The organism is Mycobacterium farcinogenes (assembly GCF_019739075.1).
Taxonomy (GTDB): domain Bacteria; phylum Actinomycetota; class Actinomycetes; order Mycobacteriales; family Mycobacteriaceae; genus Mycobacterium; species Mycobacterium senegalense.
Window position 1 is genome coordinate 5,311,701 of record NZ_CP081673.1, and the last position, 13,450, is coordinate 5,325,150.

At 65.0% G+C, this 13,450-nt stretch carries 17 protein-coding genes; 1 reads left to right on the forward strand and 16 read right to left on the reverse strand.

The window, feature by feature from the left end:
* Positions 1-2: 2 nt before the first annotated feature.
* The 15 genes from K6L26_RS25380 to rpsJ form a co-directional block, all read right to left on the reverse strand.
* Positions 3-1,691, reverse strand: a complete 1,689-nt coding sequence (locus K6L26_RS25380; RefSeq protein WP_081281686.1) for a glycosyltransferase family protein — start codon at positions 1,689-1,691, stop codon at positions 3-5.
* Positions 1,688-3,175, reverse strand: a complete 1,488-nt coding sequence (locus K6L26_RS25385; RefSeq protein ID WP_019343956.1) for a glycosyltransferase — start codon at positions 3,173-3,175, stop codon at positions 1,688-1,690. Before K6L26_RS25385 ends, K6L26_RS25380 begins: the two co-directional genes overlap by 4 nt.
* Complete coding sequence (locus tag K6L26_RS25390) at positions 3,172-4,698, reverse strand: hypothetical protein (RefSeq protein ID WP_043367957.1); 1,527 nt, start codon at positions 4,696-4,698, stop codon at positions 3,172-3,174. Before K6L26_RS25390 ends, K6L26_RS25385 begins: the two co-directional genes overlap by 4 nt.
* Positions 4,695-6,623 carry a cellulose biosynthesis cyclic di-GMP-binding regulatory protein BcsB gene (locus K6L26_RS25395; protein WP_234713688.1) on the reverse strand — a complete coding sequence of 643 codons (1,929 nt, stop codon included), beginning with the start codon at positions 6,621-6,623 and terminating at the stop codon, positions 4,695-4,697. The genes K6L26_RS25390 and K6L26_RS25395 overlap by 4 nt, the downstream gene beginning before the upstream one ends.
* Before the next feature lie 141 nt (positions 6,624-6,764).
* The gene (gene rpsQ / locus K6L26_RS25400; protein ID WP_019348876.1) at positions 6,765-7,061 is read right to left on the reverse strand and encodes a 30S ribosomal protein S17; all 297 of its coding nucleotides are present in this window, start codon (positions 7,059-7,061) and stop codon (positions 6,765-6,767) included.
* A complete protein-coding gene (gene rpmC / locus K6L26_RS25405) occupies positions 7,061-7,294 on the reverse strand; it encodes a 50S ribosomal protein L29 (RefSeq protein WP_019348877.1) in 234 nt (77 codons plus the stop codon). Before rpmC ends, rpsQ begins: the two co-directional genes overlap by 1 nt.
* The gene (rplP, locus tag K6L26_RS25410) at positions 7,294-7,710 is read right to left on the reverse strand and encodes a 50S ribosomal protein L16 (protein WP_019348878.1); all 417 of its coding nucleotides are present in this window, start codon (positions 7,708-7,710) and stop codon (positions 7,294-7,296) included. Before rplP ends, rpmC begins: the two co-directional genes overlap by 1 nt.
* A gap of 2 nt (positions 7,711-7,712) precedes the next feature.
* Entirely contained in the window at positions 7,713-8,546 is an 834-nt protein-coding gene (rpsC, locus tag K6L26_RS25415; protein WP_036389073.1) for a 30S ribosomal protein S3, read from the reverse strand.
* A complete protein-coding gene (rplV, locus tag K6L26_RS25420) occupies positions 8,546-9,010 on the reverse strand; it encodes a 50S ribosomal protein L22 (protein ID WP_019345607.1) in 465 nt (154 codons plus the stop codon). Before rplV ends, rpsC begins: the two co-directional genes overlap by 1 nt.
* Positions 9,007-9,288, reverse strand: coding sequence for a 30S ribosomal protein S19 (gene rpsS / locus K6L26_RS25425; protein WP_003883480.1), 282 nt, complete (start codon positions 9,286-9,288; stop codon positions 9,007-9,009). Before rpsS ends, rplV begins: the two co-directional genes overlap by 4 nt.
* Before the next feature lie 21 nt (positions 9,289-9,309).
* A complete protein-coding gene (gene rplB / locus K6L26_RS25430; protein ID WP_019345608.1) occupies positions 9,310-10,146 on the reverse strand; it encodes a 50S ribosomal protein L2 in 837 nt (278 codons plus the stop codon).
* Positions 10,147-10,174: 28 nt separating this feature from the next.
* Positions 10,175-10,477, reverse strand: a complete 303-nt coding sequence (rplW, locus tag K6L26_RS25435; protein ID WP_019345609.1) for a 50S ribosomal protein L23 — start codon at positions 10,475-10,477, stop codon at positions 10,175-10,177.
* Entirely contained in the window at positions 10,477-11,124 is a 648-nt protein-coding gene (gene rplD, locus K6L26_RS25440; protein WP_019345610.1) for a 50S ribosomal protein L4, read from the reverse strand. Before rplD ends, rplW begins: the two co-directional genes overlap by 1 nt.
* Positions 11,124-11,798, reverse strand: coding sequence for a 50S ribosomal protein L3 (gene rplC / locus K6L26_RS25445; RefSeq protein WP_070186343.1), 675 nt, complete (start codon positions 11,796-11,798; stop codon positions 11,124-11,126). The genes rplD and rplC overlap by 1 nt, the downstream gene beginning before the upstream one ends.
* A 10-nt stretch (positions 11,799-11,808) precedes the next feature.
* On the reverse strand, positions 11,809-12,114 hold the full coding sequence (rpsJ, locus tag K6L26_RS25450; RefSeq protein ID WP_003883485.1) for a 30S ribosomal protein S10: 306 nt from the start codon (positions 12,112-12,114) through the stop codon (positions 11,809-11,811).
* A gap of 491 nt (positions 12,115-12,605) precedes the next feature.
* On the opposite strand from rpsJ, the gene K6L26_RS25455 reads away from it, so the two are divergent.
* Positions 12,606-13,079, forward strand: a complete 474-nt coding sequence (locus K6L26_RS25455) for a hotdog fold domain-containing protein (RefSeq protein ID WP_221851939.1) — start codon at positions 12,606-12,608, stop codon at positions 13,077-13,079.
* 15 nt (positions 13,080-13,094) lie between these two features.
* Here the strand turns inward: K6L26_RS25455 and K6L26_RS25460 are convergent, their stop codons facing one another.
* The gene (locus K6L26_RS25460; RefSeq protein WP_221851941.1) at positions 13,095-13,448 is read right to left on the reverse strand and encodes a YybH family protein; all 354 of its coding nucleotides are present in this window, start codon (positions 13,446-13,448) and stop codon (positions 13,095-13,097) included.
* Between the last annotated feature and the right edge of the window lie 2 nt (positions 13,449-13,450).

Below are 13,450 nucleotides of genomic sequence, written 5' to 3' on the forward strand. Positions count from 1 at the left end.
GGTCATCTCCGGGTGACCGGCTCGTTCACCCGGTACAGCCGCCAATCCGGCTGACCGTCACCGTCATTGGGGATCTCCAACTCCAGCGTCGCGACCTCGGCTCCGGTGTCATACAGCGTCGGGTAGCGAACGTTGAGGGCGTCTGCTGTGCCCCGGCCGGCCCGGGGCACCGCGAGCAGATACCGGATCCCGTTGGCGGGTGGATCGTTGAGCAGCTCGGTGAAATCAGGGTCTGACGGGATCACGAAGACCCGCGGCCGGCTGGAGGCGGCCAGGATGCCGAAACCGTAGACGGTATCGGTGATCACCGAACTGTCCGGGAGATTCAGGTTCTCCAGGTACTCGGCGATCTTGCGCTCGGTACCGAATGTCCTGGCGATGCGGTGCTCGGTGGCCTTGCGATCGGTGACGTTGTACGGGTCGGGGTTCAGTATCGCTCCGAGCCCGTATTCCTGTGGCGCATAGGTGGGCTGCGCCATGCCGAACAACGTCAGAGGGATGCCCAGGGCAACCGTTGCAGCGACAGCGATGTAGCGCGCCGCGGAACGGTGCTGCGGCGTTTCGGGCGGCACGGTTGGCGCATACCTGCCGCGTCGGGTTGGCTCCCTGAGCACACCGTCTGGCACCGCGAGCATCGCCAGGCAGGCGGTCAGCGGAATGGCGATGATGAAGAACCTCAGGAACGGGAACGTCGAACCGGTTGCGTAGCTGTAGGCCTGGAAGGCCAGCACGGCACCGAACATCGTCAGCGGGACGACGAGAACCTGCCAGTTCGGGCGTCCCCAGCGTTGCATCGCCACCCACAACGCCAGGGGCAGCATGGTCGGCGCCAGCAGCATGACGCAGACCATGGCGAACTCGATCCCGTTGCCGAAGTTGGGTGCCGTCTGCCCGGATTGCTCGAGGATGGCGGTGTTGCCGTACTGCGAAGTGAATTGCGCGAACGCCTCCCCGGTGATCAACCAGCCCGCGGCCGCCCACCCGAAGAATGCCAGGACACCCGGGCCGCTCACGATCAGCATGTCCAAGACGGCCCGCCGTAATCTGGGCGCCGGCTTGGCCCGCAGGTAGGTGGTGATCCCCACGAGCAACCCCGCGGAGCCGACCGAGGCCAGCGCGTCATAGCGGGTCAGATAGGCCAGGCCCATCGCGATACCGCCTGCGGTGATGAGATGGTGCACATCGTCATCGACCATCCACATGATGAGCCGGCGCACCGCCCACGTCATGAAGAAGACGAACGGCGCCTCACTCATCCCGTTGGAGCCGTAGAAGACGATCATCGGGTTCAGCGCGAACAACAGCGTGATGGTCACCGAATATGCCCGCGGCAGACCGCGATCAGTGCCCATGCTCAAGATCTGCACGGCGGCGCCGGCCATGAACAGTGAGGACATGATCGTCCCCGCGAAGGCGCGCACCGCGATATCCGGCCACCACGGGCTCAGCAGAACCGCGGGAATCTGCACCATGGCCGACACCGGCGTGAAGATGAAACCCAACGCCGCCAGGTGCGGATCGCGGCTGAACAACACCGATTGCGTGGCGACCACGCGGGACAGGGTGTCGCCCATGATGAAGTCGTGCCTAACCTGTAGCCAGTAGCCGACGGCCAGATAGAGAACCAGGAACGCGAAGTAGACCGTGATCTTCAGTCGACGATCCGAACCGCCGAGCACAGCGCTGGTCACGCTGCGGCCTTGGCGTCAGCGGTTGCCTCATCAGGATGGCCGGCCAGCCCGTGAAATGTCTTCTCCCAATAGGACGGCTGGCGAATCAACTGATACAGGCCCTTGGCCGCAGCGATGCTCATCATCAGCCAGAACAACGGCACACTCAGCGCCGCCAGCAGCAGATCGGACCGGTCGTCCTCACGCAGCGCGATCATGTTCATGTACATCACCGTCACATTGCCGATGATCATCGCGATCAGCGCCGGGAAGTAGATCAGTGGTGGAAACACCTGCGCGACAACCCCGGGCTGGCCCAGGAACCACAACACGGTGATGAACCAGAACAGCAGGTTGAGTACCGCGATGATCGGGGTTCCGGCGAGCACCAGGTTGAACCGGACGAAACTGCGTAACCCCAAGGTGCGGTACAGCTTCAGCGGCTCGCGGATATGGACCAGCCAGGTCTGCAGGTAACCTTTGTACCACCGTGACCGCTGACGGACCCAGTTGATCGCGTCGCTGTTGGCCTCCTCAAGTGTGTAGGAGTCGATCACAGCGGTGCGATATCCGTACGACGCGATGCGCAGGCCGAGATCAGCATCCTCGGTGACGTTGAACGGGTCCCAGGCGCCGATCTCGCGCAGAATGTCGCGACGCAGGTGGTTGGACGTGCCGCCCAACGGAATCGGTGATGAGCTCACCATCATGCCGGGCAGCAGGTAGCCGAACCACAACGCATACTCTGCCGTGAACCAGGCGGTCAGCAGGTTCTGGTGGCCGTTGTGATACACCAGTTTGGCCTGCACACAGGCCACCTCGTCGGGAAGGTCGCGGAACGCCGCGACCACCCGGCGCAACTGCAACGGCTCAGGCAGGTCCTCGGCGTCGAAGATCGTGACGATCTCCCCCGTCGCGAAATGCAGACCGTAGTTGCACGCCTTGGGCTTGGTTCGCGGATCCGCGGGCGGCACCAGAAGAATCGTGATGACCTCGGATTCCCCGCAGGCCCTCGCCGCTTCGATGGTCACGTGGTCGTCGGCCTCCAACAGCAGGAGTACCTGCAACCGATCCCGCGGATACTCCAGAGCATCCATGGCCGCGATGAGGTCGGCCACCACTTCCGGCTCGTTGTAGGCCGGCACCAGGATGGTGTACGGCGGCAGCTCGTCGTCCGGAATGGCACGCGCCACGTCGTCGGGAATGACGATGGGCCGTGACGCGAGGCCGCGCTTGAAGATCAACACCCGGTCGCCGAGTGTCAAAAGATAAGCGAGCGTACACAACCCGATCAGCACCACCACGGTTTCCAGCGGCTTCCAGATCCCGAGGGCGGCGACGACGACCAGAACGGCCACGATCACCGGCCGCTGCCAACCCATCAGGGGCTTGGACGCCGAATGCATGGGCTCGTCTTCCCGGAGGCCATTGATCGCCCGGTCGAGCGCGTACGCCCGTTGTTCCTCGGTGACGGTCTCCGGATCGAAGGTCTCACGGAATATCATTGCGCGACCCTCTCATTCTCGAACTGGGCGGCGACGAATGCGCGGCCGAACTCCGTCAGCAGCTCCTCATCCTTGAAAGACGGGCGGCTTTGGACCAGGACCGCGTTGCCGCGGAACAACACGGTCAGCAGATTGCGGAGGGTGGACACCAGACCGCGTTGCGGGATCGGGAACGGCGCGTCCGGCAGATGGTTGTCGACGGCGAAGATGTCGACAACCTGCTCCTCGTCCTGGTCGCCCCAGGCGAACCGCAACACATCCCACGTGACCAGTAGACGGTCATCGACAGCCGACACCAGCTTCCCGGTCACCCCGTAGCCGAGATCGATCGACAGCTGACTGCTCAACCGGGCGGCCGTGGTGTCATAGAGCACCTGCCCGGGATAGGCGTCGAAGGAGAACGGTAGGTCACTGACGATGCTGTCCACCACGACGGTGCGTGGCGCCGACAACTTGTCGAACCGTGGGTCACCGACATCGGCGGTCAGCTTCTGCCGGACGAGTTGCGCGTCGTCACCGTAGTACCGGGACACATCGGTGACGGTGTGCTCCTCGGTGATCGTCCAGCCGGGTGGTGCCACCATCGGCCGGCCCGGCACCAGATCGAAGGGGACGGTGCGGCTGATCACCGTCGTGCTCGTCTGCGTCGGCAGCGGCATGAACGCCAATGCCACCGCAACTGCCACCACTACCGGAATGGCCGACCAGATCTGTTTGGCGGCAAGCGGTTCGATCTTCCGGCTGAACAGCTCCTTGGTCAGATTGCGGCGCCGGTAGACGAACGCGGCAGCGCCGACGACCACGATCGAGGCCAGCGAGGGAATCATCTGAAAGGCCAGGATCGGCAGATCAGGAGCCAGAAACTCCATGCCCACCAGAATCACCAGGCCGATCAAGAACGACACAGCAGCGCCGATGGCCGCACGCCTTCGGGTACGGCCCACCGCGATCGCGGACGCGGCCGCGGCGATCAACAACGTCCCGATCCCCGCAGCGAACTTCCCGCCACCGAGCAGGATTACGACCACCTGATACGGCAGCGCGGAGGACGCCCCCATCAGCGCCCAGGCCCAGCCGAACCGGGCCACCGGACGAATGCCGAACAACACCAATGCGCTGCTCAGTGCGAACACCCACATCGCGAAGATGTCGAGGCGCACCAGATGGAAGAACTCGGAATACCGCTTGAGCAGGACGCCCTGGACCATCAGCGCCAGACCGAGACCGATGACACCGACGATCACATCGGTCTGCCGGTCATGGATGGGCAGCTCCGTGCGGCGCCGGAAATTGATCCCCACAGCGGCCAGTGTGGCCGCGACCGGAACCATCCACATATAACCGATCAGGCCGCCGGCCAACGTGGTCTGCCACAGATTGACCAGGCTGTTCCGGAACGCCACCGCCGTGAGCGTGAGGATGAGCGCCCAGCGAGCCGTCAGGCGGACCACTGGATTCAGTGAAAACCACCACGCCGCCAGCCGGTCCCACTCGCCGCGAGTGTCCGGGGCCGTCGTCGTCACGACGTGCCCCGGGACCGCCCACGCCACGCGACCAACCCGGCACCCAGCGCCGCGAGCACCACGGCACCGGCCCCGGCCCACAGCCGCAACGACTTATGTTCCGGTCCTGCGACGCTTTCCGATTCGGCGGCAGGCGTAGTCAGTGTGAACGGGTCGCGGCCCGGCATCGCGAGCGCGGCATTTCCTGACAGACCCGACCAACGCGACACGTCGCCGCCCAACCAGCTCAGCAGCCGATCCAACTCCTGGGGAGCCTTGCTCGACGTGGCGACGAGCACCGAACGGCCACCGGTATAGACGGTCTGGAGCGATCCGAAACCCACCTTGGGATCTAGCGTCAATGTGGACGAATTACCCGATCCGTCAACGTTTTCGACGGTGATCACGCCATCGGCATCCACCGCCACGGGCAGCGCGATCCGCGCGTCATCCCAGCCGTCGGGACTGATCAGCAGCGCGGGGTTGGCGGACGCGACGGCATCGGGGATCGAACGGACCTCGGCGTCGAACGGCCGTGAGCTCAGCCGCTGCAGCCCCGTCAGAATCTGCACCGCACGCCGCAGGTTGGCGAATCCAGGGTCCATACCCACCACGACCCGTGGCATCAAAGCCTGCGGCAAGGACTGGAAGCCCGCCGGGACAGGGGGTTTCGCGAGTGTGCTCTCAACCGGGGTCTCCCCGTCGATCGTCAGTGTGATCGGCTGGAACTCACCACATCGACCGGTGTTGCCTGCCGCCTGCACTGCGATGTCCACGTTGGTGTAGCGCTGCAGGAGCCGGTCAGGAACGTCGATCCAGCGGTCGATCCGGCCGTTGGCTTCAGTCGGCCAGCGGTCGATGGTCTGGCCCCCGATGCTGACGACCACCTGGCCTGCGATGCCCGCAGGCAATGGGGTGTACGAGCCCTGCAGGTGGATCCGGACGTTGTGGGCCGCTCGACCCAATCGGGTCTGATCCAACGGTACGGTGACCCGCGGATTGACCAGCGCGGTCGCGTTGACGCCCGGCTGGCCGAGCTGTCGGATCGTGGTGTGGTCACTCGGCAGTTGAGGCGTGTTGGACAGCGGCCCCACAACGGCCTTCGACTGCACGGCCAGCTGCGATATGTCACTCGAGAGCAACCGGGCCTGGTTCGTCACCTCACCGGCAGGACCCGAAATCAGTAGAGCAGGAACCACATTGGGCCCCTGAAGGCTCAACCCGGCCGGATCCCCCTCCCGCACGATGACCTGGCGCTCCAGCGGTTGCGGCGGCGCGACCGGCCCGCCGTCGGTCGTGACGATGTCGATGGCCGGACGCTGGGCGCCGTAACGCGCCACCACTGCCGTCGAGATCCGAAGTGCGGCGTCGGATTCCGACTGCGACGGATCGGGCGGGACGAACAGCGTGAGCTTGCTCAGTACCGGCGGCAAGAAGTCGGCAATCACCATCGGCGGCTGTTCGATGCCGGTGAATCGGACGTCGCTGTCGATCAACCGCAGCGGGTTCGTCGGATCGTAAGCGCAATAGTCGTCGGGAACCGTCAGATAACTGGTCAGCTGCACCGTCACGGCGTTCTCCACCACCCGAGCGCCGGCCAGCGGAATCGTGATCGGCGCCTGATCCGGCGGCAGCGGGACGCGCGACACGACCCGTTGATCCTGTGTCACCTCGAGGGTGCCCCCGCGGACGTTCACGGGAAGCAGCACAGTGGCGGCCAGCTCAGTGGGAACGAGTCCGCGCGGCACCGGAATTGTCAGGGTCTGTGAGCCCTGGACGCCGTACAGCGCGATATCCGGGGGCACGCCGAGCGTTCGTAGATTCAGCGTCGGTGAACTCACCAGCGACGGGTCATCTCCCGGAGCGGCCACGGCCGTCCCCGGCATGACCGTGACCGCAGTGACGACGATAGCGGCGGCAAACAGCCGAGAGATTCGGACAGTCACTCGAAACAGACTAGGGGTGAGCTCCGTCCCTCGCCTGCGCAAACTCGAAATTCGTTGTCGAGCAGACACCAAAGTGCCCCAAACCCAAAGGTTTGGGGCACTTTGATGTCTGCTCGCGCGGGAAAGGAGAAGAAGCCTTCGCTACTTCGCCTTTTCCAACACCTCGACCAGGCGCCAGCGCTTGGAGGCCGACATGGGCCGGGTCTCCATCAGCGAGACGCGGTCGCCGATGCCGGCATCACCGTTCTCGTCGTGCGCCTTGACCTTCTTGGTGGTCCGGATGATCTTGCCGTAGAGCGGGTGGCTCTTACGATCTTCCAGCTCGACCACGATGGTCTTCTGCATCTTGTCGCTCACCACGTAGCCGATGGCGGTCTTGCGACGGCCTCGGGCCTGCTCGGTGCGCGGAGTGTGCTTGGGGCCCTTAGTCTCCGCCATTAGCTTTCCTCACCTCCGGGCCCGGAAGCCAGACCCAACTCACGTTCACGCAGCACGGTGTAAACCCGTGCGATCTCCTGGCGCACAGTGCGCAGCCGACGGTTGTTGGCCAGCTGACCGGTTGCCATCTGGAAGCGCAGGTTGAACAGCTCTTCCTTCGACTCGCGCAGCTTGTCCGTCAACTCGGTGTCGGACAGTTCGCGCAGTTCACCAGGCGTAGTTCCCACTGCCATCAGAACTGCTCCTCTCGACTCACGATGCGTGCCTTGATCGGCAGCTTGTGGATTGCGCGAGTCAGTGCTTCCTTGGCGATCTTCTCGTCGGGGTAGCTGATCTCGAACAAAATGCGGCCCGGCTTGACGTTGGCGACCCACCACTCCGGCGAACCCTTACCGGAACCCATGCGGGTCTCGGCGGGCTTCTTGGTCAGCGGGCGGTCCGGGAAGATGTTGATCCAGACCTTGCCGCCACGCTTGATGTGCCGGTTGATGGCGATACGAGCGGACTCGATCTGCCGGTTGGTGATGTAGGCGTGGCCCAGGGCCTGGATGCCGTAATCACCGAAGCTCACGGACGTGCCACCGCTGGCGATGCCACGCTGCCGTGGGTGATGCTGCTTGCGGTGCTTGACCTTGCGGGGAATCAGCATGATTAGTTCTCCGTGCTCTCAGCTGCGGGTGCCGAAGCAGCCGCGGCCTCGGTTGCGGCCGGTGCATCGTCACCGGTCGCGGCGCGGCCGGCCTCGGTGCTCGTCGCGGTGGTGCCCGAGGCACCGCTACGACGCGGCCGAGTGCCCGACGGACGCTCACGACGCGGCCGATCGCTGGCCGGCGCGGCGGCGGTCAGCTCACGCTTGCCACCGACGATGTCGCCCTTGTAAATCCACACCTTCACACCGATCCGGCCGAAGGTGGTCTTGGCCTCGTAAAGGCCGTAGTCGATGTCCGCGCGCAGCGTGTGCAGCGGAACCCGACCCTCGCGGTAGAACTCCGAGCGGCTCATCTCAGCACCGCCGAGGCGACCCGAGCACTGCACCCGGATGCCCTTGACGTTGGGCTGACGCATGGCCGACTGGATCGCCTTGCGCATCGCGCGACGGAACGCCACACGGTTGCTCAGCTGCTCGGCGACACCCTGGGCGACGAGCTGAGCCTGCGACTCAGGGTTCTTCACCTCGAGAATGTTGAGCTGAACCTGCTTGCCGGTCAGCTTCTCCAGGTCGGCGCGGATGCGGTCGGCCTCGGTGCCGCGGCGGCCGATGACGATGCCGGGACGCGCGGTGTGGATGTCAACGCGGACCCGGTCCCGGGTGCGTTCGATCTCCACGTCGGCGATACCGGCGCGCTCCAGACCAGTGGCCAGCAGACGCCGGATGGCGACGTCTTCCTTCACGTAGTCCGAGTACTGCTTGTCGGCGTACCAACGGGACTTCCACTCGGTGGTGATACCGAGCCGGAAACCGTGGGGATTGATCTTCTGGCCCACTACTCCGAGCCTCCCTTCGTCTCGGCAGACTTCTTCGTGGCGGCCTTGCTGCCCTGCGCACGACGGCTGCGCGAAGATGCTGCGGAACCCTTCTCGCTGCCCTTCCGCGGCGGCCGGCTCTCGACGATCACCGTGATGTGGCTGGTGCGCTTGCGGATCCGGAACGCACGCCCCTGGGCACGCGGACGGATGCGCTTGGCGGTCGGACCCTCGTCTGCGTAGACGGTGGCGACCACGAGGGTCGTCGGGTCCAGGCCTTCGTTGTTCTGCGCGTTGGCGGCAGCGCTGGCGATCACCTTGGCGACCGGCTCGCTGGCGGCCTGCGGCGCCCACCGCAAGATGTCGAGGGCTTCCTCGACGCTCTTGCCGCGGACCAGATCGATGACGCGGCGCGCCTTGCTGGCCGAGACGCGCACGAAGCGCGCCTTCGCCTGCGCGGACGGATATTCAGTGACAGTGCTCATCGACGCTTGCTCTTCCGGTCGTCCTTGATGTGACCCTTGAAGGTGCGCGTCGGGGCGAACTCGCCGAGCTTGTGCCCGACCATCGCCTCGGTGACGAACACCGGGACATGCTTGCGGCCGTCATGCACCGCAAAGGTGTGCCCGATGAAGTCGGGGAGGATGGTCGACCGACGCGACCAGGTCTTGATGACCTGCTTGGTGTTCTTCTCGTTCTGGACGTCGACCTTCTTGAGCAGATGGTCGTCGACGAACGGACCCTTTTTAAGACTACGAGGCATCGCTGCTACTCCTTCCGCGGCCTAGCGCTTCTTGCCGGTGCGCCGGCGACGGACGATGAGCTTGTCGCTCGGCTTGTTGGGCTTGCGGGTGCGGCCCTCGGGCTTGCCCCACGGGCTGACCGGGTGACGGCCACCGGAGGTCTTGCCTTCACCACCACCGTGCGGGTGGTCAACCGGGTTCATCACGACACCACGGACGGTCGGGCGCTTGCCCTTCCATCGCATACGGCCGGCCTTGCCCCAGTTGATGTTGGCCTGCTCGGCGTTGCCCACCTCGCCGACGGTGGCGCGGCAGCGCACGTCGACGCGACGGATCTCACCGGACGGCATACGCAGCGAGGCGTAGGTGCCTTCCTTACCCAGCAGCTGGATGCTCACGCCGGCCGAGCGGGCCAGCTTGGCGCCGCCACCGGGCCGCAGCTCCACAGCGTGAATCACGGTGCCGGCGGGGATGTTGCGCAGCGGCAGGTTGTTGCCCGGCTTGATGTCGGCGTTGGCGCCCGACTCGATCACGTCGCCCTGCTTGATGCCCTGCGGCGCGATGATGTAGCGCTTCTCGCCGTCCAGGAAGTGCAGCAGCGCGATGTTCGCGGTGCGGTTGGGGTCGTACTCGATGTGCGCGACCTTGGCGTTGACGCCGTCCTTGTCATGGCGACGGAAGTCGATGACGCGGTAGGCACGCTTGTGGCCGCCACCCTTGTGACGGGTGGTGATGCGGCCGTGGGCGTTACGTCCACCCTTGCCGTGCAGCGGGCGAATCAGCGATTTCTCCGGAGTCGAACGAGTGATCTCGGCGAAATCGGAGACGCTGGCACCGCGACGACCCGGGGTCGTCGGCTTGTACTTGCGAATTCCCATATCAGTTAAATCCTCTTAGTTCCCGGCCTTAGGCCGAGGCTCCGAACAGTTCGATCGGCTTGCTGCCGGCGGCCAGGGTCACGATGGCGCGCTTGGTGTCCTTGCGCTTGCCGAAGCCCGAGCGGGTGCGCTTGCGCTTACCCTGCCGGTTGGCGGTGTTCACCGAGCTCACCTTGACGTCGAAGATCTTCTCGATAGCGATCTTGATCTGCGTCTTGTTGGAGTCCGGGTGCACGATGAACGTGTACACGTTGTCCTCGATCAGCCCGTACGACTTCTCCGAGATGACCGGGGCCAGGATGATGTCGCGGGGGTCTGTAATCGTTGCCATCAGACCGACGCTCCTTCTTTGGTATTCGCCGAGATGTAGGCGTTCAGGGCCTCGACCGAGAACACCACGTCGTCAGCGTTGAGCACGTCGTAGGTGTTCAGCTGATCCGGCGAGATCACGTGCACACCGGGCAGGTTACGAACGCTGCGGGCGCCGACCTCGTCGGTGCGGCCGATCACGACCAGGACCTTCTTGTTGTCCGTCAGAGAGCCCAGGAACGCCTTGGCGCTCTTGGTCGACGGGGTCTGGCCCTCGATCAGCTCGGTGATCGCGTGGATCCGCTCGTTGCGGGCCCGATCCGAGAGCGCACCGCGCAGGGCGGCGGCGATCATCTTCTTCGGGGTCCGCTGGCTGTAGTCGCGCGGCTGCGGGCCGTGGACGATACCGCCACCGGTGAACTGCGGTGCACGGGTCGAACCCTGACGCGCCCGGCCGGTGCCCTTCTGCCGGTACGGCTTCTTGCCGCCACCGGAGACCTCACCGCGGGTCTTCGTCGAGTGGGTGCCCTGGCGCTTGGCAGCCAACTGAGCGTTGACGACCTGGTGCATCAGAGCGATGTTGGGCTCGACGTCGAACAGCGCGGCGGGCAGTTCGATGGAACCGTCCTTCTTGCCGGCCGGAGTCTTGACGTCAATCTTCAAAGTCATTACTTCTCGCCTCGCTTGATTGCGCTGCGGACAACCACCAGACCACCGTTGCGTCCGGGGATGGCGCCCTTGATCAACAGCACGCCGTTCTCGGCATCGACCTTGTGAACCTTGAGGTTCTGCGTGGTCACCCGGTCGTTGCCCATACGGCCCGACATCCGGGTGCCCTTGAACACGCGGCCCGGGGTGGCGCAGCCACCGATGGAGCCGGGACGACGGTGCACCGCCTGGGCACCGTGAGCGGCGCCCTGACCGGCGAAGCCGTGACGCTTCATGGTGCCGGCGAAGCCCTTGCCCTTGCTGGTGCCGGTCACGTCGACGTAAGCACCGTCGGCGAAGATCTCGGCGGTCAGCTCCTGGCCCACCTCGTACTCGGCGGCAGCGGCCTCGTCGACCCGGAGCTCAGCCAGGTGGCGGCGCGGGTTGACACCCGCGGCGGCGTACTGACCGGTGACGGGCTTGTTGACCTTGCGCGGGCTGATCTCGCCATAGGCGAGCTGCACGGCGCTGTAGCCGTCGCGCTCGGGGGTACGGATAAGGGTCACCACGTTGGGGCCGGCCTTCACGACCGTCACCGGGACGACTTTGTTGTTCTCGTCGAACACCTGCGTCATGCCCAGCTTGGTGCCCAAAATGCCACGCCGCGGAGCGGCAGAACTAGCACTGTTAGCCATTTCTGTTCTCCTACTGGATGTTGACGTCGACACTGGCCGGCAGGTCGATGCGCATGAGCGCGTCAACCGTCTTCGGCGTCGGGTCGAGGATGTCGATCAGTCGCTTGTGGGTGCGCATTTCGAAATGCTCCCGCGAGTCCTTGTACTTGTGCGGCGACCGAATGACGCAGTACACGTTCTTCTCGGTCGGCAGCGGCACGGGGCCCACCACGCTGGCACCGGTACGGGTGACCGTTTCGACGATCTTGCGCGCCGAGGCATCAATGGCCTCATGGTCGTAGGCCTTGAGCCTGATGCGGATCTTCTGTCCCGCCACGCTTCTCCTACCTCTACTTCGTTCATCGGCCGGCCGTATCGAAGCTTGATGGGATTACCCCATCGAAACCCGTCGGGCCTGGTGCCCCGGCGCGGATGCGCCGAGTATTGCCGCCGCTGTTTACCTGTCTGTGGTCCACCGACCCCCGCGGTCGGGCGTGTCGCCCTCGCGCACACTTGCTCGCCCTGAAATTCAGTCGCGATCTAGTGTTGGGACCGGATGCGCCCGTGGGGGCGCCGGTCGTATGCCCGGCCAGGAATACCCGGCGCAAGGCAACCCGAACAGTATGCCTTAGATCCGGGCATGCTCCAAATCTGCGATCGAGCAGCTAGGAAGCCGCCCGGCCGCACCCATCTTCCCACCCATGAGCTCCGCGCATGAAGCGCTGTGGCGGAAATTCGCGCTTTCGAGCGCCACAGCGCTTCACACGCGGCAGTCGTGATTCCGCGGCGCGGGGAACCTGGAACTTACTTTTGAGTAAGGTATGGCGCATGACGCAGCCCAGCCCTACGTACCGCGCCTGGAAGAAGATGTCGCCGTTTCCCGGCGGCAGCTGGGCGTTCTCGGCCGCCGCCATGGCCCGGGTGCCGTATTTCGCATCGATCCTGCCCCACGTCGTACGCATGGAACCCGGCCTGGCCGAGGTGACCGTGCCGAAGTGGTTCTACGTGTACAACCACCTGCACACCGTGCACGCGATCGCGTCATGCAACGCCGCCGAGATGGCGATGGGCATGCTCATGGAGGCCACCGTGCCCACGACGCACCGCTGGATCCCAAAAGCCATGAACGTGCAGTACCTGGCCAAGGCCACCACCTCGCTGCGGGCCAGGGCCAAGCTCGATCCGCCGGATTTCGGTGCCGTCACACAAGGAACCGACATCGTGGTTCCGGTGAGCATCACCGACCGCCATGGTGTCGAAGTGGTGCACGCCGACATCACCACCTGGGTGACGCCAGTCTGAGGCGGATCGTCGGCGCTAGTCCAAGTAGGTGCCGTGACCTTCGCGCACCAGATCGCCGTCGAACAGCAGCACCTCGTTGACCAGGCCGCCCTTCTGGTTGCGGTAATGGATGACCAGGGCCGATTCACCGCGGTAGACACCGACGACCTCGAAGTGCAGATCCGGCATGCTCGGCAGGGCCGTCGTCCAGTAGTGACGTAACGCGTCCTTGCCGCGCACCACGCCCCCGGTCTCCGGGAAGAGCCGCGCCGCCACCGGTGAGCTGAACACCACGTCGTCGTGGAAATGAGCCAGCACCGCGTCCACGTCGTGCGCGTTCCACGCACTCGCCCACTCTTGCGCGAAGGCCTGCGGATCCGGTGTCGCCATCG

Coding starts and splice junctions, on each gene's coding strand:
- K6L26_RS25455 (WP_221851939.1), top strand. CDS start 12,606: ATGACGCAGCCCAGCCCTACGTACCGCGCCTGGAAGAAGATGTCGCCG.
- rpmC (WP_019348877.1), bottom strand. CDS start 7,294: ATGGCAGTGGGAACTACGCCTGGTGAACTGCGCGAACTGTCCGACACC.
- rplC (WP_070186343.1), bottom strand. CDS start 11,798: ATGGCTAACAGTGCTAGTTCTGCCGCTCCGCGGCGTGGCATTTTGGGC.
- rplP (WP_019348878.1), bottom strand. CDS start 7,710: ATGCTGATTCCCCGCAAGGTCAAGCACCGCAAGCAGCATCACCCACGG.
- K6L26_RS25385 (WP_019343956.1), bottom strand. CDS start 3,175: ATGATATTCCGTGAGACCTTCGATCCGGAGACCGTCACCGAGGAACAA.
- rpsS (WP_003883480.1), bottom strand. CDS start 9,288: ATGCCTCGTAGTCTTAAAAAGGGTCCGTTCGTCGACGACCATCTGCTC.
- rplD (WP_019345610.1), bottom strand. CDS start 11,124: ATGACTTTGAAGATTGACGTCAAGACTCCGGCCGGCAAGAAGGACGGT.
- K6L26_RS25460 (WP_221851941.1), bottom strand. CDS start 13,448: ATGGCGACACCGGATCCGCAGGCCTTCGCGCAAGAGTGGGCGAGTGCG.
- rplB (WP_019345608.1), bottom strand. CDS start 10,146: ATGGGAATTCGCAAGTACAAGCCGACGACCCCGGGTCGTCGCGGTGCC.
- rpsQ (WP_019348876.1), bottom strand. CDS start 7,061: ATGGCGGAGACTAAGGGCCCCAAGCACACTCCGCGCACCGAGCAGGCC.
- rplW (WP_019345609.1), bottom strand. CDS start 10,477: ATGGCAACGATTACAGACCCCCGCGACATCATCCTGGCCCCGGTCATC.
- rplV (WP_019345607.1), bottom strand. CDS start 9,010: ATGAGCACTGTCACTGAATATCCGTCCGCGCAGGCGAAGGCGCGCTTC.